The organism is Streptomyces poriferorum (genome assembly GCF_019399235.1).
Lineage (GTDB): Bacteria > Actinomycetota > Actinomycetes > Streptomycetales > Streptomycetaceae > Streptomyces > Streptomyces poriferorum.
In genome coordinates this window covers 1-23,492 of sequence record NZ_JAELVH010000062.1, presented here as the reverse complement: position 1 = coordinate 23,492, position 23,492 = coordinate 1, and the positions used below count along the sequence as shown (strand labels likewise).

At 72.7% G+C, this 23,492-nt stretch carries 21 protein-coding genes; 14 read left to right on the top strand and 7 right to left on the bottom strand.

Annotated features, from left to right (window positions below; translation table 11 throughout):
- The first annotated feature begins 127 nt into the window (after nt 1–127).
- The gene (locus tag JGS39_RS13885) at nt 128–970 is read left to right on the top strand and encodes a siderophore-interacting protein (RefSeq protein WP_219569235.1); all 843 of its coding nucleotides are present in this window, start codon (nt 128–130) and stop codon (nt 968–970) included.
- A 131-nt stretch (nt 971–1,101) separates the two neighbouring features.
- On the opposite strand, the gene JGS39_RS13880 is transcribed toward JGS39_RS13885, so the two are convergent.
- Complete coding sequence (locus JGS39_RS13880) at nt 1,102–1,740, bottom strand: MerR family transcriptional regulator (protein ID WP_219569233.1); 639 nt, start codon at nt 1,738–1,740, stop codon at nt 1,102–1,104.
- 106 nt (nt 1,741–1,846) lie between these two features.
- Between JGS39_RS13880 and JGS39_RS13875 the strand changes: the two genes are divergently transcribed.
- The 4 genes from JGS39_RS13875 to JGS39_RS13860 all read left to right on the top strand — a co-directional run bounded on the left by JGS39_RS13875 (nt 1,847) and on the right by JGS39_RS13860 (nt 4,834).
- Nucleotides 1,847–2,809, top strand: a complete 963-nt coding sequence (locus JGS39_RS13875; RefSeq protein WP_236063388.1) for a hypothetical protein — start codon at nt 1,847–1,849, stop codon at nt 2,807–2,809.
- Nucleotides 2,806–3,279 carry an ABA4-like family protein gene (locus tag JGS39_RS13870; RefSeq protein WP_219569231.1) on the top strand — a complete coding sequence of 158 codons (474 nt, stop codon included), beginning with the start codon at nt 2,806–2,808 and terminating at the stop codon, nt 3,277–3,279. The genes JGS39_RS13875 and JGS39_RS13870 overlap by 4 nt, the downstream gene beginning before the upstream one ends.
- A 200-nt stretch (nt 3,280–3,479) precedes the next feature.
- Nucleotides 3,480–4,064 carry a sigma-70 family RNA polymerase sigma factor gene (locus JGS39_RS13865; RefSeq protein WP_219569229.1) on the top strand — a complete coding sequence of 195 codons (585 nt, stop codon included), beginning with the start codon at nt 3,480–3,482 and terminating at the stop codon, nt 4,062–4,064.
- Nucleotides 4,061–4,834: an anti-sigma factor gene (locus tag JGS39_RS13860; RefSeq protein WP_219569227.1), complete on the top strand. Its 774-nt coding sequence runs from the start codon at nt 4,061–4,063 to the stop codon at nt 4,832–4,834. The genes JGS39_RS13865 and JGS39_RS13860 overlap by 4 nt, the downstream gene beginning before the upstream one ends.
- Nucleotides 4,835–4,925: 91 nt before the next feature.
- Here the strand turns inward: JGS39_RS13860 and JGS39_RS13855 are convergent, their stop codons facing one another.
- The 5 genes from JGS39_RS13855 to JGS39_RS13835 are packed head-to-tail and all read right to left on the bottom strand — an operon-like array spanning nt 4,926 to nt 10,366.
- On the bottom strand, nt 4,926–5,726 hold the full coding sequence (locus JGS39_RS13855; RefSeq protein ID WP_219569225.1) for a DUF1295 domain-containing protein: 801 nt from the start codon (nt 5,724–5,726) through the stop codon (nt 4,926–4,928).
- On the bottom strand, nt 5,723–7,090 hold the full coding sequence (locus tag JGS39_RS13850) for a class I SAM-dependent methyltransferase (protein WP_219569256.1): 1,368 nt from the start codon (nt 7,088–7,090) through the stop codon (nt 5,723–5,725). Before JGS39_RS13850 ends, JGS39_RS13855 begins: the two co-directional genes overlap by 4 nt.
- Nucleotides 7,090–8,328 carry an SAM-dependent methyltransferase gene (locus JGS39_RS13845; protein WP_306084544.1) on the bottom strand — a complete coding sequence of 413 codons (1,239 nt, stop codon included), beginning with the start codon at nt 8,326–8,328 and terminating at the stop codon, nt 7,090–7,092. Before JGS39_RS13845 ends, JGS39_RS13850 begins: the two co-directional genes overlap by 1 nt.
- Before the next feature lie 44 nt (nt 8,329–8,372).
- Nucleotides 8,373–9,098 (bottom strand): DUF1365 domain-containing protein, encoded by a 726-nt coding sequence (locus JGS39_RS13840; RefSeq protein WP_236063396.1) that lies wholly within the window; start codon nt 9,096–9,098, stop codon nt 8,373–8,375.
- The gene (locus tag JGS39_RS13835) at nt 9,092–10,366 is read right to left on the bottom strand and encodes an NAD(P)/FAD-dependent oxidoreductase (RefSeq protein WP_219569219.1); all 1,275 of its coding nucleotides are present in this window, start codon (nt 10,364–10,366) and stop codon (nt 9,092–9,094) included. Before JGS39_RS13835 ends, JGS39_RS13840 begins: the two co-directional genes overlap by 7 nt.
- A 261-nt stretch (nt 10,367–10,627) precedes the next feature.
- Here JGS39_RS13835 and JGS39_RS13830 point away from each other — a divergent pair, with 261 nt between their 5' ends.
- From JGS39_RS13830 to JGS39_RS13810, 5 genes are all read left to right on the top strand, one after another.
- Nucleotides 10,628–11,863: a molybdopterin-dependent oxidoreductase gene (locus JGS39_RS13830; protein WP_372456146.1), complete on the top strand. Its 1,236-nt coding sequence runs from the start codon at nt 10,628–10,630 to the stop codon at nt 11,861–11,863.
- Between the two features lie 122 nt (nt 11,864–11,985).
- Nucleotides 11,986–12,636 (top strand): fasciclin domain-containing protein, encoded by a 651-nt coding sequence (locus JGS39_RS13825; RefSeq protein WP_219569215.1) that lies wholly within the window; start codon nt 11,986–11,988, stop codon nt 12,634–12,636.
- A gap of 153 nt (nt 12,637–12,789) precedes the next feature.
- A complete protein-coding gene (locus JGS39_RS13820; protein ID WP_219569213.1) occupies nt 12,790–14,325 on the top strand; it encodes an amino acid permease in 1,536 nt (511 codons plus the stop codon).
- 4 nt (nt 14,326–14,329) lie between these two features.
- On the top strand, nt 14,330–15,319 hold the full coding sequence (locus JGS39_RS13815; protein ID WP_219569211.1) for an ADP-ribosylglycohydrolase family protein: 990 nt from the start codon (nt 14,330–14,332) through the stop codon (nt 15,317–15,319).
- 97 nt (nt 15,320–15,416) lie between these two features.
- Nucleotides 15,417–15,866, top strand: coding sequence for an SPW repeat protein (locus JGS39_RS13810; protein ID WP_219569209.1), 450 nt, complete (start codon nt 15,417–15,419; stop codon nt 15,864–15,866).
- A gap of 147 nt (nt 15,867–16,013) precedes the next feature.
- Here JGS39_RS13810 and JGS39_RS13805 read toward each other — a convergent pair whose 3' ends face one another.
- The gene (locus JGS39_RS13805; RefSeq protein ID WP_219569208.1) at nt 16,014–16,667 is read right to left on the bottom strand and encodes a TetR/AcrR family transcriptional regulator; all 654 of its coding nucleotides are present in this window, start codon (nt 16,665–16,667) and stop codon (nt 16,014–16,016) included.
- A 156-nt stretch (nt 16,668–16,823) separates the two neighbouring features.
- Between JGS39_RS13805 and JGS39_RS13800 the strand changes: the two genes are divergently transcribed.
- Genes JGS39_RS13800 through atzF form a run of 4 tightly spaced genes read left to right on the top strand, consistent with a single transcriptional unit; the run spans nt 16,824 to nt 23,489 of the window.
- Nucleotides 16,824–17,642, top strand: coding sequence for an urea amidolyase associated protein UAAP1 (locus JGS39_RS13800; protein WP_219569206.1), 819 nt, complete (start codon nt 16,824–16,826; stop codon nt 17,640–17,642).
- Complete coding sequence (locus JGS39_RS13795; protein ID WP_219569204.1) at nt 17,639–18,262, top strand: urea amidolyase associated protein UAAP2; 624 nt, start codon at nt 17,639–17,641, stop codon at nt 18,260–18,262. The genes JGS39_RS13800 and JGS39_RS13795 overlap by 4 nt, the downstream gene beginning before the upstream one ends.
- Complete coding sequence (locus tag JGS39_RS13790) at nt 18,259–21,825, top strand: 5-oxoprolinase/urea amidolyase family protein (RefSeq protein ID WP_236063389.1); 3,567 nt, start codon at nt 18,259–18,261, stop codon at nt 21,823–21,825. The genes JGS39_RS13795 and JGS39_RS13790 overlap by 4 nt, the downstream gene beginning before the upstream one ends.
- Nucleotides 21,825–23,489 carry an allophanate hydrolase gene (gene atzF / locus JGS39_RS13785; protein ID WP_219569202.1) on the top strand — a complete coding sequence of 555 codons (1,665 nt, stop codon included), beginning with the start codon at nt 21,825–21,827 and terminating at the stop codon, nt 23,487–23,489. Before JGS39_RS13790 ends, atzF begins: the two co-directional genes overlap by 1 nt.
- Nucleotides 23,490–23,492 lie beyond the last annotated feature (3 nt).

Sequence of the window (23,492 nt, the reverse complement as noted above, 5' to 3'; positions counted from 1 at the left end):
GCGGTTGATGTCCGGCGGTTAATTGCCTCCACACCTCTTCACCCGAGGTGTTAGGTTAGGTAACCCTAAGACCGATGGTCGCATGTATGGGCCATCGGTCCGATACCCGGAGCAGGGAGACAACCTCGTGGCAGAACGACCGGCGCGGCAGGCACCCACGGCGCAGGGTGCGCAGGTCCTGCGCACCGAGCAGATCACCCCGCACATGATCCGGGTGGTGCTCGGCGGTGACGGTCTCGCCGACTTCGCGCTGTCCGGCTTCACCGACCACTACGTCAAGCTGTGCTTCGCCCCCGAGGGCGCCGACTACGCACACCCCTTCGACATGGCCCGCATCCGCGAGGAGTACCCGCGCGAGCTGTGGCCCACGACGCGTACGTACACGGTGCGCTCCTGGGACCCGGCCGTCCGGGAGCTCGCGATCGACTTCGTGGTGCACGGTGACGAGGGCCTCGCAGGTCCGTGGGCGGCCCGCGCGGCAGCGGGCGACCAGGTGACCTTCCTGGGCCCCGGCGGCGGTTACGGCCCCGACGCCTCGGCCGACTGGCACCTTCTGGTGGGCGACGAGAGCGCACTGCCGGCCGTGGCCGCGGCGCTGGAGCAGATGCCCGCCGGTGCGGTGGTGCACGCGTTCATCGAGGTCTCGGACGCCTCGGAGGAGCAGAAGATCGCGTCCCCTGACGGCGTCGAGGTCACCTGGCTCCACCGGGGTGAACGCCCGGTGGGCGAGGCCCTCACCGCCGCGGTGAAGGAGCTGGAGTTCCCCGCGGGCGACGTCCAGGCCTTCGTTCACGGCGAGGCCGGCTTCATCAAGGAGATCCGCCGCCACCTGCGGCTCGACCGCGGGATCCCGCTGCCGCAGCTGTCGATCTCCGGCTACTGGCGGCTGGGCCAGAACGACGACACCTGGCGCTCCGTCAAGCGCGAGTGGAACGCGCAGGTGGAGCGCGAGCAGGAGAGCGCCGCGTAGCGCCTGGCGACGAACGGCACTGTGCCCCGGCCCCTTCGGACCGGGGCACGGTCGCGCCCGCCCTCGCGACCGCACCGCGGACCCGGTCGCGCGCACCCCGTAACCCGTAACCCCACCACCGCGCCGCGGACTCAGCCGCGCGCCTCCTCGCCGAACGCCCGCGCCGACGCGTCGACATGCGCGAGACGGCGCAGGGCGGCGAACATCGCCTCACCGAGCACCGTGCCGACGACCACGCCCTCCACCAGGTCCTCCCGCGCCACACGGCGCCCGACGTAGTCGAGGTCGGCGCGCGCGACCTCTTCGGCGGCCGCCGCGTAGTCGTCGAGCAGTTCCACGAAGCTGCCGTGGCCGGCCCGGCGCAGCGCCACCAGCACCTCGGCCAGGGACTCCCCGCCGGGGCTGCCCGCCTCGCACAGCCAGCCCTTGCGCTTCAGCAGTTCCGCGACATCCTCGCGGGCGTCCTCCAGTTCGGACCCGGGATCGCCACCCCGCGACGGCGCGATGCTCTTCGCCGCCGCGCCCAGCACGTCGAACAACGGCTGCTCCGGGTCCTCCATCACCCGGAGCACCTCCCCGATGGCCGCCAGCGGGAGCCCCCCGACGTCCAGCAGCGCGCGGATCAGCCGGAGCCTGCGCTCGTGCCCGTCGTCGTAGCTCGCCTGATTCGGGCTGGTCAACCGTCCGGCCGGCAGCAGCCCCTCCCGTACGTAGAACTTGATCGTCGGTACCGGAACCCCGGACCTGCGACTCAACTCGCCGATGCGCACCGCGCGTTCTCCTTCATCCCGCTTGCCAACCCGTCTCCCATCCTAGATAGTTCCACTATCGGATAGCGGGAAGTGCCACTATCCATGTCCATCTCAGGGGGATCTCATGCCGCACTGGCGTACCTGGCACCGTCCATTAGTCCTCTTCGCCGCCGCCATGGCCGTGACGACAGTCGTCTCCGGCGTGGGCCTGCTGGTCGACGACCGGGTCCTGGCGGGCTCGGCGATCTGGTTCAAACCCTTCAAGTTCGCGGTCTCGTTCGTGGTGTACGCCCTCGCGCTCGCCTGGATGCTGACGCTGCTCACCCGGGGCCGGCGCACCGGCTGGTGGGCCGGGACCGTGGTCGCGGTCGCCAGCCTGGTCGAGATGGCGATCATCATCGGGCAGGTCGTCCGCGGGAAGCGCAGTCACTTCAACCACGCGACACCGTTCGACTCGTCGCTGTTCGCCGTGATGGGCGCCACAGTGGTCATCCTCTGGGCCGGCACGCTGGTCATCGCGATCCTCCTGCTGCGCGCCCGCATCGCCGACCGCGCCTCCGCCTGGGCCATCCGCTCGGGTGTGCTGCTGGCCCTGGTGGGGGCCGGTTTCGGCTTCCTGATGACGCGGCCCTCCAAGGAGCAGCGGGCGGCCGGGAACCTCGACACGGCCGATGTGGTGGGCGCCCACGCGGTGGGCGTACCGGACGGCGGGCCCTCGATGCCGCTGACCGGCTGGTCGACGACAGGCGGCGATCTACGCATCCCGCACTTCGTGGGGATGCACGCACTCCAGCTGCTCCCGCTCCTCCTGCTCACCCTGGTGGCGCTGGCGCCGCGCTTCGTCCGGCTGCGTGACCCCGGGGTCCGGCTGCGCCTGGTGAGAGTCGCCTCCGGCGCCTATGCCGCGGTCACCGCCCTGGTCGCCTGGCAGGCGCTGCGCGGCCAGCCGCTGGTCCGTCCCGACGGCGTGACCCTCACAGCCGCCGCGGTCGTCCTGGCCGCCACCGCCGCCGGTACTTGCGGCGCGCTGCGGGGGCGTCCCGAGGCGCGCCTCTCCCCCTCCACCACGAAGGAGCTCGCATCATGACCGGTGCACTGTTCGAGATCTCGTTCATCCTCGCGGCACCGTTCTGGCTGCTCATGATCTTCCTGCCGGGCCGGGCGGTCACGGCCCGGATCGCCGCCTCGCCGCTGACCGTCCTGCCGGTGCTCGCCGTGTACCTGGCGATGGCCCTCCCGGTGTTTCCCGAGCTCTGGACGGCGGTGAGCAGCCCGGACATCGACACGTTCCGTGATCTGACCGCGCTGGCGAACGGGGCGGGAGCGGTGTGGGCCCAGGTCATCGCCTGGGACCTGCTGCTGGGCCAGTGGATGTTCCTGGAGAGCCGTCGGCTGGGGATCCCTCCGTTGGTGACGGGCCCGCTGCTGGTGCTGACGATTCTGCTCTCGCCGTTCGGACTGCTGCTCTTCCTGGTGCTGCGCGCGGTCCGGACCCGCGGGGCCCGGTCCGGAAGCGGGCTCCCGGACCGGGCGGACGATGTAGCGGCGGGCCGCTGAGGAACGGTCCGAGTGGTCTCGTCCGGGCGACCTCCTCCGGGCGGTCTCGCGCGGGTGATCTCGTACAGGTGATCTCGTACGGGCGGTCTCGCACGGGGGTCTCGCGCGGGTGCGAGGATTTCGGTCACCTGACCAATCCGCGCCGCCTTCGGCTCCGAATCACCCCACGAGACCGATGAGCATCCTGGGAGGACGCCCGCGTGAAAGAAGCCGTGCACATCAGCGGACTGGCCTCGGCGGGCCCTGATCTCCAGGAACTCCTGGGGATGGTCGCCCGGGGCGATCAGGACGCCTTCTCCCAGGTGTACGAGGCGGTGTGCGGGCCCGTACTCGGACTGGTGCGCAGCGTGCTGCGTGACCCGGCCCAGTCCGAGGAGGTCGCGCAGGAGGTCCTGGTCGAGGTCTGGCGTACGGCGCCTCGCTTCCAGGCCGCCCGCGGGAGCGCCATGAACTGGGTGCTGACGCTGGCCCATCACCGGGCGGTGGACCGGGTCCGCTCGGTGGAGGCCACGACGGCACGTGAGCACAAGGCCGCCCTGCTCGACCGCACCCCCGCATTCGACGACGTCACCGAACAGGTGGAGACCCGGCTGGAGCGGGAGCAGGTCCGCCGCTGCATGCGGACGCTCTCCGAACTGCAGCGGGAGTCCGTCACCCTGGCGTACTACCGGGGGCTGACCTACCGCGAGGTGGCGGAGCTGCTCGCGGCACCGCTGGGAACGATCAAGACTCGACTGCGCGACGGGCTGATCCGGCTGCGCGACTGCCTCGGGGTGAGCGCATGAGCGACGCCGGACTTCACACACTGACCGGGGCCTACGCCCTGCACGCCCTCCCGGAGCCCGAACGCCGGGAGTTCGAGAGGCATCTGGGCGACTGCGCGGCCTGCTCCGTGGAGGTGCTCGAGTTCTCGGAGACCGCGACCCGGCTGGGGCTCGCCGTGTCCGCCGCGCCCTCGCGGGAGTTGCGCGAGCGGGTGCTGCGCGAGATCGCGACCGTACGTCAGGAGCCGCCGCCCGGTGGCCGCCGCACCCGGCCGGGGGCCACCGGTCAGCACGGCGCGGGCAGGACCCGGCGGTGGCCGGCGTTCGCGCTCGCCGCGAGCCTGGCCGCCGCGGCGGCCTTCGGCGGCGTCGCGGCCTGGCAGAACCAGGTGGCGCAGGACGCCCGGCAGGAGGCCCGCGCCGCGCAGGAGGCGAACACGCGGCTCGTCCAGGTCCTCGCCGCACCCGACGCGAAGTCACGGTCCGGCACGCTGGAGGACGGCGCGACGGGCACCGTGGTGGTCTCCGAGAGCCAGGACCGTGCCGTGTTCCTGGCCTCGGGACTGGCCGAGGCTCCGGGTGGCAAGGTCTACCAGTTGTGGTTCGACGACGGCGGCACGATGCGCTCGGCGGGCCTGATGCGCGCGTCGGGCGACTCGCCCACGACGTACGCGACCCTGCTCGACGGGCCGGTGGACGGCGCCACGGGCATGGGCGTCACCGTCGAACCCGCGGGCGGCTCGGCGCAGCCGACGTCGGCCCCGCTGGCACTGATGAGCCTGCCGGCCTGAGCGCCGCCCGGCCTCCGGGGAAGAGGCCGGGCGGGGACTGCTCAGCGGCGCGGCGTGGCGGGGCTGCTCAGCGGCGCGGCGGCGGGACTGCTCAGCGGCGCGGCGGGCGGGGCAGGAAGCCGCTGGTCCTGGCCCGGTAGGCGGCGAACCCGGGCCGCTCGGCCATGTGCCGTTCCAGGAGCGCCTTCCCACTGCCGCCGATGAGGAGGAAGCTCATCAGGACGGGCGAGACCAGCGTGGCGGCGGCCGGCCCGGGCGCCTGGCAGACGATCAGGAACAGGCCCCACCACACGCAGAAGTCGCCGAAGTAGTTCGGGTGCCGGGTCCACGCCCACAGCCCCTGGTCCATGATCTTCCCGCGGTTGGCCGGATCGGCCTTGAACCGGGCGAGCTGGTGGTCGCCCACGCCCTCGAACAGCAGCCCGACGGCCCACAACGCCGCCCCGGCCCAGGCCCATCCCCCGACCGGTCCGGTGAGGTACCCGGCCGCCTGCACCGGGAGCGAGATCAGCCAGACCAGGGCGCCCTGGAGCAGGTAGACCTTCCGCAGGGCGTACAGATCGGGGTTGCCCGGCGCCTTGGCGAGCATCGCCTCGTAGCGCGGGTCCTCGCCGTGGCCCCGGCCCCGGTGGGCGATGTGCCCTGCCAGACGCAGCCCCCAGACCGCCGTGAGCACCGCGACCAGCAACCGTCGGCCGTCGTCGCCCTCACCCGCCGACAGGACGTACGAGACCAGGGCGACGACGGCGAACCCGATCCCCCAGGCCACGTCGACGACCCGGTGCACACCCTTGTGGAGGCCGACGGCGAAGGTGGCGAGCATGACGGCCAGGGCGGCACCCGCGCAGGGTGCGAGGCCCTGCGCGAACGCCGCCCAGGAGAAGCCGCTCATCCGATGGCTCCGGCCGTCTCCCCGTGACGGGCGGCAGGGACCTCCGCGGCACCCGTGTACCAGCCGGCACGGCTGAGCGGCATCCCGGCCGAACCGGTCTCGTCCGGCCGCACGGCGAGGATCTGGTCCACGCCCATGCGCCGCTCCTCGAAGGCGAGGGCGCCACCCGCCAGATAGAGCCGCCACACCCGCACAGTCTCCTCGCCGACGAGCGCGACGAACTCCGCCCGGCGCTCCTCCAGGGTGCGCCGCCACGCGTCGACGGTGAGGACGTAGTGCTCGCGCAGCCCGTCCACGTCACGCACTTCGAGTCCCGCGCCCTCCAGCAGGCCCACTGTCTCTCCGAGGGGCCGCATGTGCATGTCGGGCGCGATGTACGACTCGATGAACGCCCCGCCGCCCGGGGCCCCGCGCCCCCGCGACATCTGCTGGACGAGCGCCCGGCCCCGCGGCCGCAGCATGCCGTGCAGCGTCCCGGCGAAGGCCGGGTACTGCGCGTCGCCGACGTGCTCGCCCATCTCGACGGTGGACACCGCGTCGTACCCGCCCTCATGGCCGGGTGCGCGGCCGATGTCGCGGTAGTCGCAGCAGCGGACCTCGACCAGGTCCTCCAGGTGCTGTTCGGCCACCCGCTGCCGGACGTACGCCGCCTGTTCCCGGGCCAGGGTGACGGCGGTGACACGGACACCGTGCCGCCGTGCGGCGTACAGCGTCAGCGATCCCCAGCCGCAGCCGATGTCCAGCAGCCGCGAGCCCGGGCGCAGGGCCAGCTTGCGGCAGATCAGTTCCAGTTTGTCGCGCTGCGCGTCGGCGGGGCCGTAGCCGGGTGCGTCGCTCGTCCAGTAGCCGCACGAGTAGGCCATGGTCTCGTCGAGGAGCAGCGCGTAGAAGGCGTTGGACAGGTCGTAGTGGTGGCTGATGGCGGCCCGGTCGCGGGCCTTGCTGTGCAGGACGCCGTGGAGTCCGGCCCGGGCGGCGGGGACCGGCGGCCGGGGGCCGACGGCCCCCATGCGCAGCGCGGTGCCGACGGCGCGCAGCCGGTCGCCGGCCCCGGGGCGCGGCGGTCGCAGGCCCCGCTCGCGCACCGCGTGGCGCATCGCCCGCAACCCGTCGGCGAGGTCCCCCTCGATGTCGACGTCTCCTGAGATGTACGCCTCGGCGAGACCGAGTTCGCCCGGTGCCCAGAGCAGCCGGCGCAGCGCCCGGCGGGAGCGGACATGGACCAGGGGGCCGTCGGCGGCCCCCGTCTCGCTGCCGTCCCACATCCGTACCCTGACCGGGAGTTCGCCGCCGAGCAGTTGCTCGACGAGGGGTGCGAGCCGCTGGGCGGCGCCGGTGGCCGCCCACTTGCCGGTGAGTGTCATCACGCCGTTTCCTGACGGGTCAGCAGCATCTGCTGCACATGGAGGTAGCCGGAGCGGAATCCCGCTTCGGAGTAGGCCAGATAGAAGGTCCACATACGCCGGAAGGTGGCGTCGAAGCCGAGGGCGTCGACATCGGCGGCCCGTTCGGTGAACCGTTCACGCCACAGGCGCAGGGTCTCGGCGTAGTGCGTGCCGAAGTCGTCGCAGCGCTCGACGCGCAGAGCGGTGTGTGCGGCCGTGACCTCTTCGATGGCCTCGACGGAGGGAAGGAGTCCGCCGGGGAAGATGTACTTCTGGATCCAGGTGTAGGTGTTCCGGCCGGCCCGCATCCGGTCGTCGGGCATGGTGATGGCCTGGAGGGCGATCCGTCCGCCGGGGGCCAGCCGCCGGTCCAGGGTGCGGAAGTAGACGGGCCAGAAGTCCGCGCCTACCGCCTCGATCATCTCGACGCTGACGACCGCGTCGTACACCCCGTCGACGTCCCGGTAGTCGCAGAGCCGGACCTCGACGCGGTCCTCGAATCCGGCGTCCCTGATCCGGCGGCGCGCCAGGTCCCGCTGCTCCTGGGAGAGCGTGACGGAGACGACTCGGGCGCCGCGGGCCGCGGCACGGATGGCGAGTTCGCCCCATCCTGTGCCGATCTCCAGGAGTTCGGTGCCGGGGCCGACCGCGGCGAGGTCGAGCAGCCGGTCGATCTTGCGGTGCTGGGCGGCGGGCAGGAGCGCGGGCTCGGCGGGGAAGCCGCGGAAGAGGGCGGCGGAGTAGCTGAGCGTTTCGTCGAGGAAGAGCGCGAAGAGTTCGTTGGACAGGTCGTAGTGGTGGCTGATGTTGTCGCGGGCGCCTTCCTGCGTGCCGAGCTGTCCGGCGGGGCGGCGGCGGGCCCAGAGTCCGCGCAGCCGCTGGAGGGGCGGCGGGATCAGGGTGGCGACCTGGTCGGCGAGGACGGTCAGGACCCCCACCGGGTCTGGCGAGTCCCACTCGCCCGCCATGTACGACTCCCCGAAGCCGATCAGTCCGTCGGCTCCGATGCGGCGGAAGAACGTGGCGGGGTCGCTCACGTCCATCAGCGGGCCGCCGAGACCGAGGTCCTCGTGTCCCGCCAGGCGGACCCGGAGCGGGAGACGGGCCAGGGCGCGGCGGACGAGCCGTTCGGCGACGGCGGTCCGCAGCCGGGAGGCACGGGGCGGCGGCAGGAGGCCGGCCCGGCCCCCGGGGCCGGCACCCGTGGTGGTGTCCACGGGAGGCGGGGCGGAGTGGGACGGGGAGTGGGACGTGGACACGCTCACTGCATTCCTTCCTGAGTGCGGTGGTGGGGACGGGGCTGTACGCGCAGTCCGCGCAGCAGGAGGCGGATGCCGTGCAGCCGGATGGCGGCCGACACGACGGCCGTGGACCAGGGGTGGCGGACGGCGAGGCGGAGCAGCTGGGCCGGGGCGGCCGGCCGTCGTACGCCCCGGACGGTGGCGGTGAAGGGCCGGGTGCCGGCGCGTTCCAGATGGATCGTCAGGGTGAGCCGGGGGCCGGGTTCGGGCAGCCGCATCCGGTAGTCGCCGTCGGTGCCGAAGAACGGCGACACATAGAACTCCTTGCCGGTGTCCGCCTGCCCGGAGCCGTCCGGACGCAGCAGATAGCAGTGGCGTTCGCCGTACGTGTTGTGGACCTCGGCGACCGTGCAGAGCGGGGTGCCGTCGGCGCGGCGGCACCAGTAGACGGTCAGCGGGTTGAAGACGTGGCCCAGCACCCGGGCCTGGGTGAGCATCCGCACGGAGCCGTCGGCGATGTCGATGCCGTGGGCGGCCAGGAAGCGGTCGAGGCCGGCCCGGATGGTCGGGGCCGTACCGCCGAAGTGGTCGCGCGCGTCGAAGCCGGCCAGCGGGCGCAGGGCCCGGGGCAGCGGCGGGGGCTCGTCCGGGTCGATCAGCCACAGGTAGGTGCGGTGCCGGAAGGCGTATCTGCTGGGCGCGGTCCGTACGTGCGTGATCGTGCACGGGTAGAGGGCGTTCACCAGTCCACCCCCAGTGCGGCGGCGGCCTCGGCCCCCGAGCGGCAGCCGTCCTCGTGGAAGCCCCAGCCGTGGTAAGCCCCCGCGTAGGCGGTGACGGGGCCGGAGAGGGCGGGCAGCCGGGTCTGCGCGGCGACGGACCCGGGGGTGAAGACGGGGTGCTCGTAGACCATGCGGGCGCGGACCAGGCCGGGGGCGACGCGGTCGGCCCCGTTCAGTGTGACGACGAAGGTCTCGGGTGCGTCGAGGCGTTGGAGCCGGTTCATGTCGTAGCTGACGGTGACGTGGGCGGCGTCGGCGGAGCAGGACGGCATCAGGTAGTTCCACGAGGCGCGGGCGCCTCGGGCGCCGGGCAGCAGCCGGGTGTCGGTGTGCAGCAGGGTGGGGTTGCGGGAGTAGCGGAAGGCGCCCAGGGTGCGGGTCTCCTCGTCGGTCGGATCGGCGAGGATGCGCAGCGCCTGGTCGGGGTGGGTGGCGATGACGACGGAGTCGAACGGCTCCGTGGTGTCGTCGGCGGTGACGAGGTCGACTCCGTCCGCGTGACGGCGAACGGTACGGACCGGGGTCGACGTGCGGACGGCGTCGAGCTGCTTGGTGACCCGGTCGACGTAGGCGGCCGATCCGCCGGTGACGGTCCGCCACACCGGGGATCCGCCGACGGTGAGCATCCCGTGGTGGTCGAGGAAGCGGAAGAGGTAACGGGCGGGGTAGCGCATCGCGGTCACCGGGTCGCAGGACCAGACCGCGGAGACCACGGGGGTCAGGAAGTGGGCCGTGAAGTAGGGGGAGAACCTGCCGCGTGCCGCGAAGTCGCCGAGCGTCATCGTGTCCGCGTCCGGGCCGCCGTCCTCCAGCAGCCGCCGGGCGGCCCGGTGGAAGCGGGGCACGGCGGCCAGCATCCGCAGATAGGCGGGGTCGCGGACCGTGGCCGGCCGGGCCAGGAGACCGGCCGGTCCGCGGGCGCCCGCGTACTCCAGGCCGCATCCCTCGCACCGTACGGACATGCTCATCTCCGACTCCTGTGTCGGGACGGCGAGTTCCGCGAAGAGCCGCAGCAGATGCGGATAGGTGCGCCGGTTGTGCACGATGAAGCCGGAGTCCACGCGGTGGATCCGGCCGTCGGACGCGGGCAGGTCGTGGGTGTGCGCGTGGCCGCCCACCCGGTCGTCCGCCTCGAACAGCGTCACGTCGTGCGCCCTGCGCAGGATGTGGGCGGCGGTCAGTCCCGCCACCCCGCTCCCCACGACGGCCGTGCGTCGCCGCCTGTCTGTCATAACGCCCTCCTCGGCTCACCGGCACCGGCCGCTCCTCGTTCCGTCACGGAGGGGTGGCCATGCCTTTCGGATGTGGTTCGTTGCCGGTCGCGCCGCGGATTGGTGCGGGCCGGTTCTCATTCGGTCGAGTGACAGACCAATCCGCCGGGCTCCGGGGAACGAATGCCGGTTGTGAGTGAAGATCAGAACGACACGCGGAACGGGGCCCAGGGGTCCCGGCGCTCCCGCTGGGCACGTGCGGCCTTCGCCGCGCTCAGCGGTGTGATCGCCGGGTTCTGCGCCCTCGCCGTCGCCGAGCTCGTCGCGGCGGTCGTCCGTCCCGAGGCCGGTCCGGTCGCGGCGGTGGGTGGTGCGGTGATCGACCGCACTCCCCCGGCGCTCAAGGACTTCGCCGTACGGAACTTCGGCACGAACGACAAGCTGGTGCTGCAACTCGGCATCCTGGCCCTGCTGGCGGTCTTCGCCATGGCGGTCGGGGTGCTGGCGCTGCACCGCCGGCTGCTCGGCTCGGCAGCCGTCCTGGTCTTCGGAGTGGTCGGGGCAGTCGCGGCGATCGGCCGGCCCGAGGGCCGGGTGTCCGACGCGCTGCCCTCGGTGGTGGGTGCCGTGGTGGCCGCGGGAGTGCTGTATCTCCTGGCCGGACGGCTGTCCCCGGCTCCGGGCCCCTCCCCCGCGGCTGGCGGGAGGGACGCGGAGCCGGGCCACGGCACCTTCGACCGGCGGCGCTTCGTCATCGCGGCGAGCGCCGCGGCGGCGGCCTCGGCGGGCGCCGGACTGCTGGGCCGGCGGCTCACCTCGGCCGTGCAGGCCGGGGCCGCCGCCTCACGGCGGGACCTGGTCCTGCCGGTGCCCGGCTCCGCCGCGGCCGGGGTGAGGCCCCCGTCCCGGGGCGGAACCGCCGACCAGATCGTGGCGCGTTCGGTGGACGGCATGACGATCGGCACTCCGGTCGAGGACGTCATGGACGGCCGCGACGCGATGCTCGCCCTCGGCATGAACGGTGAGCCGCTGCCCTTCGAGCACGGCTTCCCGGTCCGGATGGTCGTCCCCGGCCTGTACGGATACGTGTCGGCCTGCAAGTGGCTCAAGGACATCGAGCTCACCACGTTCGACGACTACGACGCCTACTGGGTCAAGCGGTCCTGGTCCCGGCAGGCGCCCATCAAGACCGAGTCCCGCATCGACACCCCCCGCCCCTTCGCCTCCCCGAAGGCCGGCACCATCCCGGTCGCCGGGGTCGCCTGGGCCCAGCACCGCGGCATCCAGCGGGTCGAGGTCCGGGTGGACGGCGGCCCGTGGAACACCGCGCGGCTGGCGGCCGAGGACAGCCGGGACACCTGGCGCCAATGGGTGTGGGAATGGCCGGCCACCTCCGGCAACCACACCCTGGAGGTCCGCGCGACGGACCGCACCGGCGCCACCCAGACCGAAGAACGCGTCGGCACCGTACCCAACGGCGCGACCGGCTGGCACTCCGTGGTGGTCGACGTGTCCTGAACGGGCGTTACGAGCGCGTTCCCTGCACACCGGCCCCACCTCACACACCTCACGCACCTCACACACCTCATATCCATCACTGAACGTGACACATCCGTCACTCATCCACATCAGGAGACATCATGAAGGTCATCCACGCCCGTCGCGCCGCCGTCGCACTCTCCGCCGCGGTCGTCCTGCCACTGGCTCTGACGGCCTGCTCCAGCGACTCCGACAACAGCGCGTCCGGCTCCTCCGCGAGCTCGGCGAAGGCCTCGGACAAGGCATCGGAGCCCGCCGGCGACGTGACGCCCATGAACGAGCCCTTCGGTCCGGCCTGCTCGACGGTGCCGAAGGACGGCGCGGGCTCCTTCGACGGCATGGCGAAGGACCCGGTCGCCACGGCCGCCTCGAACAACCCGGCGCTCTCCACCCTCGTCACCGCGGTGAAGAAGGCCGGCCTGGTCGACACGCTGAACAACGCGCAGAACATCACCGTGTTCGCCCCGACCAACGACGCCTTCGCCAAGGTCCCGAAGGCCGACCTGGACAAGCTGCTCGCCGACAAGGCCGCGCTCACCAAGGTCCTCACCTACCACGTGGTGGGCCAGAAGCTGACGCCGAAGCAGCTGGAGAAGGGCTCCTTCGACACGCTGGAGAAGAGCGAGCTGACGACGTCCGGTTCGGACATGGCGTACACCGTCAACGACTCCTCGAAGGTCGTCTGCGGCAACGTCCAGACCGCCAACGCGACGGTCTACATCGTCGACACGGTGCTGATGCCCGCCAAGTAGCACCCTGCCGCGCGGGACCCGAGGCGACTCCCCCGGCAACCCACCGCAGGGCGTGAGCACTTCGGCCCCGCGCGGACACGGCCTCGTCACGCCCCGGAAACAGCGCGTCCCTAATTTCTGTCGCCCGACAGGAAATCGGCGACAGGGGCTGACATGACCGCCACCGCACCAACGGACGTACGACCGGATCCCGCCGGAACCGGCCAGGGCGACCACGCCTCCCTGGCCGGTTTCGGCTACCGCCAGGAGCTGCACCGGTCCATGGGGCGTTACGCCTCGTTCGCGGCCGGCTTCTCCTTCATCTCCGTTCTGACCACCGTCTTCCAGTTCTTCGCGTTCGGCTTCTCCTTCGGCGGCGCCGCCTTCTTCTGGACCTGGCCTGCCGTACTCGTGGGCCAGTTGCTGGTCGCCGCGTGCTTCGCCGAACTCGCTGCCCGCTACCCGCTGTCGGGTGCCATCTACCAGTGGTCGACCCGGCTCAGCACTCCCGCGTTCGGCTGGTACGCCGGGTGGATCATGGTGATCGGGCAGATCGTCGTGGTCGCCGCCGCGGCGCTGGCCCTCCAGGTGGTACTGCCGGCCATCTGGTCCGGTTTCCAGCTGGTGGGCGGTGACCCGGCGCCCACCACGGCGACGGGCGCGGCCAACGCCGCGCTGCTGGCCGTGGCGCTCCTGGCCCTCACGACGACGGTGAACCTGCTCGACAACAAGGTCATGTCGGCGGTCAACCGGATCGGGGTGACGGCCGAGATCATCGGCGCGGTACTCATCCTGGTCCTCCTGTTCACCCACACCGAGCGCACCGCCGGAGTCACGCTGCACACCGGCGGCCAGGGCGGCGCCCTCGGGGCGCTGCTCGTCGGTTCGTTCACCGCGGCCTACGTCCTGATCGGTTTCGACAGCGCCGGGGAGATGAGCGAGGAGACCCGTTCACCGCGCCGCACCGCCCCGCGCACGATCCTGCTCGCGCTGGCATCGGCGGGGGTGCTCGGCGGGCTGCTGGTCCTCGCGGGCATCCTGGCCGCACCGGACCTGACCGACGGCCGGCTGGCCACGGAAGGCCTGTCGTACGTGCTGACCAGCAGCCTCGGGGACGGCGTCGGCCGGGTGCTGCTCGCCGATGTGGCGGTCGCCGTCGCGGTGGCCACGCTCGCGATCCAGACGTCCGGTTCACGGATGCTGTTCTCGATGGCGCGCGACGGGGTGCTGCCCTGCTCGTCCCGGCTCGCCAAGGTCTCCCCGCGCACCGGGATGCCCGCCGCGCCCGCCCTGTTCGTCGGCGCGGCGGCCGCGGCGCTCGGACTGCTGAACCTGGCCTCGCCGGAGGCGTTCCTGGCGATCGGCACCACGTGCATCGCGATGCTGTACCTGGCGTACGCGATGGTCACGGGCCCGATGCTGCTGCGCAGGCTGCGCCGCCTCCCGCTCTCCCCCGCCACCGGCCCGCTGCACGACGAGACGGGCGCGCCCCTCTTCTCGCTCGGCCGTTGGGGCCTGCCGGTGAACGCACTGGCCTTTGCGTACGGAGCGGTGATGACCGTCAACTTGGCCTGGCCGCGGGCCGCGGTGTACGACCCGGCGGGCGGGCACTGGTACTTCCAGTGGTTCACGGTCCTCTTCCTGACGGCCACGGTGCTGCTCGGGGCCGTATATCGCGCGTACGCGAAGCGGCCGGCCTCCGTACGCTGACCCGATGGACTCCCTGAGCAGGCAGGACCGGGCAGCCGGCGCGGTGGTCGGATCGGCGGTCGGCGACGCGCTGGGCGCGCCGTTCGAGTTCGGACCGGCCGGCGTCTACACCGCCCGTTTCCCGGACGGCACCGGCACGATGTGCGGCGGCGGCGGCTGGGACCCCGGTGAGGCGACGGACGACACGCAGATGGCCGTGCTCGTCGCACAGTCGCTGCTGGAGCGCGGGGGTCTCGACCTCCCCGACCTGTTCGGCCGGTTCCGGCGGTGGGCGGCCGGCGATCCGAAGGACATCGGCCTCCAGACCGAGGACGTCCTGACCAGTGGCGATCCGTGGGACACCGCTGCGGCGCTGCACTTCCAGGTCAACGGCCGGGCGGCGGGCAACGGTTCGCTCATGCGCGCCGCCACTTCCGCCGTGTACTTCGCCGGGCCGCGGCGGCCGGACGCGGACGCACGGGCCACGACCATGGACGCGGCCCGCCGGATCGCCGCCCTGACCCACGGCGACCGCGCGGCATGGGAGGGCACCGCCGTCCTGCACGAGCTGATCCGGGTCGCGCTGAACGGGGCCGACCCGCTCGCCGCCGTCCCGGAGGCGCTGGCCGACGTGCACGCGGACCACCGGGAGCGCTGGGCGGGCGTCCTGGCTCCGGACTGGCATCCGGACCGGGCGACGGAGTTCAACGGTGCGGTGTGGCCCTGCCTGGGCACGGCGCTCTGGGCGCTGCGCACGACGCGTTCGTACGAGGCCTCGCTGGCCTCGGCGATCGACGTGGGCGGCGACACCGACACCGTGGCGGCGGTGACCGGGGCGCTGGCGGGCGCGGTGTACGGGCTCGGGTCGATCCCGTCGCGCTGGACGGGTCCGCTGCACGTCCCGCTGCCGGGGTACGGCGCCCGGGTGCTGCGTACGCCGGAGCTGATCTCACTGGCCCGGCAGCTCGACGACGGGTTCACGGATGCGGATCCTGCGGAGATTCAGCTGCCTTGAACCTACACATAAGGGGCATATAAGAGCACAATGGTCAGAACGGACCGCTTGCCGCACACAGCGGCGGCCAGGCCCGCAGGACCAAAGGAGACGAACCATGTCAAACGTCTCGCACACCGGTCACGACATGACCGGACACCCCGACGTCTCCGAAATGCGCGACCGCTACGACCGGATGATGGGCGGCCGCGACGTGGCGCTCGTCGACGGGCCGGTGTTCCTGGTCGGTCTGTACTGCGCCGTATCGCCGTGGGTGCTGCACTTCACGACCTCGCAGCCACCGCTCGTGACGCACAACCTGATCATGGGTATCGCGATCGCCGTGCTGGGGCTGGGATTCACCGTGATGCCGCAGCGGATGTACGGCCTGAGCTGGGCCATCTGCGCCATGGGCGCCTGGATGATCATCTCGCCCTGGGTGGTGGGCAGCAGCCCGGACATGGGCGTCGTGCTCAACAACGTCATCGTCGGCGGTCTGACCGTCCTGCTGGGACTGGTCTGCGCAGGCGCGTCGATGAGAAGCGGCAGCAGCGGCGCCCGGGCCTGAAGCCCCGCGTCCGCACTCCCGCCCCGTCGGTACGTCCCGTCCGCCCCGGAGGAGGGATCAACCACCGTTGCCGGCCGGTCCGCGTGACAAGGACCGGCCGACAGTCATGCGGGCACCAGTCCGCCCGGCCATCACCCCGGCCCCGGCTCAGCCCTCGCGCCCCGGCCCCGGCCCCACGATCCGCAGCGCCGCGTCCGCCGTCGCCGCCGCGAACACCTCCGTCTCCCGCCCGGGCTCCGACAGATGCACGAGGATCACGCCCTCGATGAGCCCGAAGACCAGGTCCGCCCGGAGCCGTGCCTCGCCCTCGCCGAGCGCCGCGCCCGCCTCGGTGGCGACCAGCAGTTCCCCGTACGCCGAGCGCAGCGCCGCCCGCACCCGGTGGAAGTCCGCGAAACGCTCGGCCCGCACCTCCGGCAGCACGTACAGCGCGCCCAGGTTGTACGGGCCCCCGCACAACAGGGCCACGTCCGCCCGGCACAGCTCCCACAGGCGGTCCTCGGCCGGCCGGCCCCCGTCCGCGAGCAGCTTCTCGGCGAGGGCGAGCGAGGGGGCGACGGTCGACTCCAGGAGTGCCGCCAGCAGATCCTCCTTGCCCGCCACGTAGTGGTACATCGTCGCCTGCCGCATGCCCGCCCGCTCGGCGACGGCCCGGGTGGTGGTCGCCGCGTACCCACGCGTGGTGAACAACTCCGCCGCCGCGGCCAGAAGTTCGTCCCGCGCGGACAGTCCGCTGTCCGGGCGCTGGGTGGCGCGCGGCCGGCCGATCCGCCGGCCGCCGGTTCCTGAGGTACTGGGCATGCGCCGATCGTCGCACATCCCCGCCCGTCGCGATCTTGGTGAGTACTCGGTAACTCCCGCGCAACGAACGGGCAATGGCCATGACTCCCCGGCGTCCTAATTTCTGTCGCGCGACAGAAACAAGCATCGGCAACACGTCGAGCCGGAGGTACAGCCATGGCGACAGCGACGACACACGGAGCCCGGGACCACGCCCGCGCCCAGCACGGCACCCGTAACGGGGCCATGCCGGTGGTGCCCGCGAGCGACTGGCCGGACACCGCCCCCGGCACCCCGGTCTGGGCCGAGACGGTCGCGGGCGGCAACTACACGCACCGCGTCCTGGCCCGTGGCACCGAACTGCGCCTCACCGACCTGGCCGGCGACGCCTGCGCGCATCTGCTGCTGTACGCGGAGGGGCGGCCGTGGGAGCGGCTGAACACCGCGGACACCGTGAAGGTCCAGTGGAACGCCTACCTGGGCGCCGGCCGGCTGCTCCTCTCCGACCAGGGACGGGTGCTCGCCTCGGTGACCGCCGACGCCTCGGGCCGTCACGACGCCCTGTGCGGCACCTCCACCCTGCGGAGGAACACCGAGCGGTACGGCGACGGCACCCCCCAGTCCGCCTCCCCCGCCGGCCGCGAACTGCTGAAACTGGCCGCCTCGAAGAACGGTCTGGAACCACGTGACCTGCCGCCTTCCCTGTCCTTCTTCCAGGGGGTGCGGATCCGCGAGGACGGCACCACGGAGTTCACCGGTTCGGCCGGACCGGGTGCCGCGGTGACGCTGCGCGCCGAGCAGGACCTGACCGTGCTGATCGCGAACGTCCCGCATCCGCTGGACCCCCGCCCCGCCTACACGAGCACCCCGCTGGAGGTGCTGGCCTGGCGCGCCCGGCCGACGTCACCGGGCGACGCCCTGTGGGACGCCACGCCGGAGGGCCGCCGCGCCTTCCTCAACACCGTCGACTTCCTCACCGCCCGGGGGCTCGCATGACCACGTCCGCCACGGTCCTTTCGACGACCGTCATTCCCGCCCGCGCGGCCTGGTCCGCGACCGTCCGGGCCGGCGAACACCTCACCCTCACCGATCTGCACGGCAACCAGGCGGTGGACTGCCTGGTGTACGACGCCCATGACACCGCGGTCCGCTACAGCGCGCCCGACACGATCCAGGCCGGGGGCGGCCTCTTCCTCACCACCGGCAGCGTGCTGATGTCGAACGAGCACACCCCGCTGATGACGGTCACCGCGGACACCTGCGGCCGCCACGACACGGTCGGCGGCGCGTGCTCGAAGGAGTCCAACACCCTGCGCTACGGCCATCACACCTGGTCGCAGCATGCCTGCGTGGACAACTTCCTGGCGGAGGGCGCCCGGCACGGGCTCGGCAAACGCGATCTGGTGTCCAACATCAACTGGTACATGAACGTGCCCGTGGAGCAGGACGGCACGCTCGGCATCGTCGACGGGCTCTCCGCACCCGGCATGGCGCTCACCCTGCGGGCGGAGACGGATGTGCTGGTGCTGGTCTCCAACTGCCCCCAGACCAACAACCCCTGCAACGGTTTCGACCCGACGGCGGTAGAGGCCACCCTCACCGGGACGAGCCGATGACCATGACCTTCGAGACGCCGACGGCCTTCGACACGCTGCTGATCGCCAACCGTGGCGAGATCGCCGTGCGCATCATCCGTACGGCCCGCCGCCTCGGCCTGCGTACGGTCGCCGTCTTCTCCGACCCGGACCGGTCGGCCCCGCACGTCCGGCTCGCGGACACAGCGGTCCGGCTGGGCCCGGCGCCCGCCAAGGAGTCCTATCTGGACGCCGATCTGGTGCTGCGGGCCGCGAAGGACACCGGGGCCGGGGCCATCCATCCCGGCTACGGATTCCTGTCCGAGGACGCGGAGTTCGCCCGCCGCTGCGAGGAGGCGGGGATCGTCTTCGTCGGGCCGACCGCCGCCCAGCTGGACCTCTTCGGCGCCAAGCACACGGCCCGCGCGGCCGCCGAAGCGGCGGGTGTCCCGCTCGCCCCCGGCACCGGGCTCCTCCCGGATCTCCCGTCGGCGCTGGCAGCCGCCGAGCGCATCGGCTATCCCGTGATGCTGAAGGCCACGGGCGGCGGCGGCGGGATCGGCATGTCGGCCTGCCGGTCGGCCGAGGAGCTCGCGGGCGCCTGGGAGCGGGTGCAGCGGGTGGCCGCCGCGTCGTTCTCCTCGGCGGGGGTCTTCCTGGAACGGCTGGTGGAGGACGCCCGCCACGTCGAGGTCCAGGTGTTCGGCGACGGGCACGGCCGGGTGGTGACGTTCGGCGACCGCGACTGCTCCCTGCAGCGCCGCAACCAGAAGGTCCTGGAGGAGGCCCCGGCGCCTGACCTACCCGGTCGTGTCCGCGCACAACTGACCGACTCCGCAAGGGAGCTGTGCGCCTCGGTCGGCTACCGCTCGGCCGGAACGGTCGAGTTCGTGTACGACGCCGCGCGGTCGGAGGCGTACTTCCTCGAGGTCAACACCCGCCTCCAGGTCGAGCACCCGGTCACCGAGGAGATCCACGGCGTCGACCTCGTCGAGTGGATGCTGCGCCTGGCCCAGGGCGAGACCTCCGTCGTGCGGCAGCCGGAGGCACCGCGCGGCCACGCCGTGGAGGCGCGGGTCTACGCCGAGGACCCGAGCCGCGACCACCGCCCGGGCGCCGGTCTGCTGACCCGGGTCGACTTCCCCCGGGGCGAGGGCCTGCGCGTGGACGGCTGGATCGAGACGGGGACGGAGGTGACGACGGCGTACGACCCGATGCTCGCCAAGATCATCGCGTACGGCACCGACCGTGCCGAGGCCCTGGCGCGGCTGGACGCGGCACTCGCCGCCACCCGGATCGACGGCATCGAGACCAACCTCGGGCTGGTCCGGGCCGCACTGGCCGACGAGCGGGTCCGTGACGCGACCCACTCCACGGCGACGCTCGCCACGATCTACGACCCGACGCCCCGCATCGAGGTGGTCTCCGGCGGCACCCTGACCACCGTGCAGGACTGGCCGGGCCGCACCGGCTTCTGGCAGGTCGGTGTCCCGCCGTCGGGCCCCATGGACGACCTGTCGTTCCGGCTCGGCAACACCGCGCTCGGCAACGCCCCGGGCGCACCCGGCCTGGAGTGCACGCTCCAGGGCCCCGCACTGCGCTTCACCCACCCCACGACGGTGTGCGTCACCGGCGCGGCAGCCCCGGTGACGGTCGACGGCGTACCGGTCCCCCAGTGGGAGCCGCTGACCGTCCCGGCCGGCGCCACCCTCACGCTCGGCGCCCCGCAGGAGCACGGCCTGCGCACGTACCTCCTGTTCGCCGGCGGTGGCCTGGACGTCCCGGAGTTCCTGGGCAGCGCGGCCACGTTCACGCTCGGCCGCTTCGGCGGGCACGGCGGCCGGGCCCTGCGCACGGGCGACGTGCTGCACGGCGGGACGGCCGTGCCGGACGGCGTCCCCGTACCGGCGGCCGAGCGCCCCGCTCTCACGGACACCTGGCAGATCGCCGCAGCCGAAGGCCCGCACGCGGCACCGGAGTTCTTCACCGAGGAGGACATCCACGACTTCTACGCGGCCGACTGGAAGGTCCACTTCAACTCCGCCCGGACCGGCGTCCGCCTCATCGGTCCGAAGCCGCGCTGGGCCCGGGCGGACGGTGGCGAGGCGGGTCTGCACCCGTCCAACATCCATGACACGCCGTATTCCGTGGGCGCGGTCGACTACACCGGCGACATGCCCGTGCTGCTGGGCCCGGACGGCCCCTCGCTCGGCGGTTTCGTCTGTCCGGCGACGGTGGTGACGTCCGAACGCTGGAAGCTGGGCCAGCTGCGTCCGGGCGACACGGTCCGCTTCCTGCCCGTGACCGTCACCGGTGAACCCCGCCCCGAGATCACCGACGGCGGCATCCTGTACCGCGACGACGCCCTCACCTACCGCCGCAGCGGGGACGACAACGTCCTGGTCGAGTACGGGCCGATGCAACTGGACCTGGCCCTACGCATGCGCGTCCACGCCCTCATGGAGGCGCTGACGGCGGCGGCCGTTCCCGGTATCACCGGCCTGACCCCGGGCATCCGCTCCCTCCAGATCCAGACGGATCCCCGCGTCCTCGCCCAGACAGATCTCCTCGACCTCCTCCACCGCACCGAGGCGGCGCTCCCGCCGACGGACGCCCTGACCGTGCCGTCCCGGACCGTGCACCTCCCGCTGTCCTGGGACGATCCGGCGACCCGCGAGGCGATCGCCCGCTATATGGCGGGGGTCCGGGACGACGCCCCGTGGTGCCCGTGGAACATCGAGTTCATCCGCCGGGTCAACGGCCTGGACTCGGTCGACGACGTCTATCGCACAGTGTTCGACGCCGAATACCTGGTGATGGGTCTCGGTGACGTGTACCTCGGCGCACCGGTGGCCACCCCGCTGGACCCGCGCCACCGCCTCGTCACCACCAAGTACAACCCGGCCCGCACCTGGACCGCGGAGAACTCCGTCGGTATCGGCGGCGCCTACCTCTGCGTCTACGGCATGGAGGGTCCGGGCGGCTACCAGTTCGTCGGCCGCACCACCCAGGTCTGGTCGGGCTGGCAGCAGCGCGGCGCGTTCGAACCGGGTTCGCCGTGGCTGCTGCGGTTCTTCGACCGCATCAAGTGGTATCCGGTGGAGGCCGACGAACTCCTTGAGCTGCGCGCCGACATCATCTCCGGCCGGTTCGTCCCACGGATCGAGGAGGGCGAGTTCTCGCTCGCCCGGTACGAGGAGTTCCTGGCCGGGAACGCGGACTCGATCGCCGCGTTCCGCAGCCGCCAGGGCACGGCCTTCGCCGCCGAGCGGGACGCGTGGGAAGCGGCGGGCGAGTTCGCCCGGGCGGAGGCCGCCGACGCCCCGGCCCCGCCGGCCGCCGAGGTGACCGTGCCGCCGGGCGGCCGGCTGGTGGAGGCCGAGTTCGCGGCCTCGGTCTGGCAGCTCAACGTGGCCGAGGGAGACACGGTGACGGCGGGTCAGCCGCTGCTGGCGCTGGAGGCGATGAAGATGGAGTCCCGGGTGCACGCCCCGGCGGACGGCGTGGTGGACAGGATCCTCACCCGCCCCGGTGCTCAGGTGGAGGCCGGCACGGCCCTGGTCACCCTGGCCCCACTCACCCGTACGAACCGAGGAGCACTCTGATGTCCACCCCTGTCCTCGCCCGGATTCGCGCCGCGTACGCCCGGATCGAGGCGGTGGACCGCCCGGAGATCTGGATCGGCCTGCGCCCGCAGGACGACCTGGAGGAGGAGGCCCACACCCTCGGAACCCGCCTCGCCGCAGGTGAACTCCTTCCGCTGGCCGGCCGCCTGCTCGCCGTCAAGGGCAACATCGATGTGGCGGGCCTGCCCACCACGGCGGGCTGCCCCTCCTACGCGTACGAACCGGCGGCGGACGCCCCCGCCGTGGCCCGCCTCCGGGCCGCCGGGGCGCTGGTGATCGGCACGACCAACCTGGACCAGTTCGCCACCGGCCTGGTCGGTACCCGGTCCCCGTACGGCGCGGTCCGGGGCGCCCACGCCCCGGACCGCGTCAGCGGCGGTTCCAGCTCCGGTTCGGCGGTGGCCGTGGCCCTCGGCATCGCGGACCTCGCCCTCGGCACGGACACGGCGGGCTCCGGCCGGGTCCCGGCGGCGTTCAACGGCATCGTGGGCCTGAAACCGACCCGGGGCCTCGTCCCCACGGACGGCGTGGTCCCGGCCTGCGCGAGCCTGGACTGCGTCACCGTCTTCGCCCGTACGCTCCCCGAGGCGGAACAGGCGCTCGCCCTGATGGCCACCCCCACGCCCGCGCCCGTGCCCGCCCGCGTCCCGGGCCCGTGGCGGATCGCGGTCCCGCCGACGGACCAGCTGGGCGAGCTGGACCCCGGCTGGGCAGAGGCATACGCGGCCACGGCGGAACGCCTCCGCGCGGCGGGCGCTGTCCTGCACCCCATCGACCTCTCCCCGTTCACCGAGGCGGCGGCGATGCTGTACGCGGGGGCGTTCGTGGCGGAGCGCTACACGGCGGTGGGCGAGTTCGTCGACAGCGGCCCGGCGGACCTGGATCCCACAGTGGCGGGCATCATCACCGCGGCCCGGGACATCCCGGCCCACCGTCTGTTCGCGGACCGGGACCGGCTGGCGGAACTGCGGGACGCGGCCGAGACCGCACTGGGCGACGCGGACGCCCTGCTGCTCCCGACAGCGCCCGGCCACCCCACGCTCGCCGAGGTGGCGGCGGACCCGCTGGGCGCGAACGCGCGCCTCGGCCGGTTCACCAACTCCACCAACCTGTTCGACCTGTGCGCGGTGGCCGTCCCGGCGGGCGAGGTGTCGGGCCTGCCGTTCGGCGTGATGCTGATCGGCCCCGCCCACACGGACGAACGCCTGGCCCGCATCGCCGCCCTGCTGACGCCGCCCGTCCGCATCGCGGTGGCGGGCGCCCACCTGACGGGCGAGCCGCTGAACCCCCAGCTCCTTGTCCTGGGCGCCCGCCTGATCCGTACGACGACCACGGCCCCCGTCTACCGCCTGCACGCCCTGGCGACCACACCGCCCAAACCGGGCCTGGTCCGCACGGACGAGGGTGGCGCCGCGATCGAGACGGAAATCTGGCAACTCCCCGCCGAGGGCCTGGGCATCCTCACCGCAGCACTCCCCCACCCCATGGTGCTGGGCCGGGTTGACCTCTCGGACGGCACGACGGCTGTGGGCTTCCTGTGCGAGCCCTACGCGGTGGAGGGTTCGAAGGACATCACGGAGTACGCCGGCTGGCGCGCATACAGGGCCACATCCCCTGCCGGCCGGCGCCACACTACTCCGTGATGT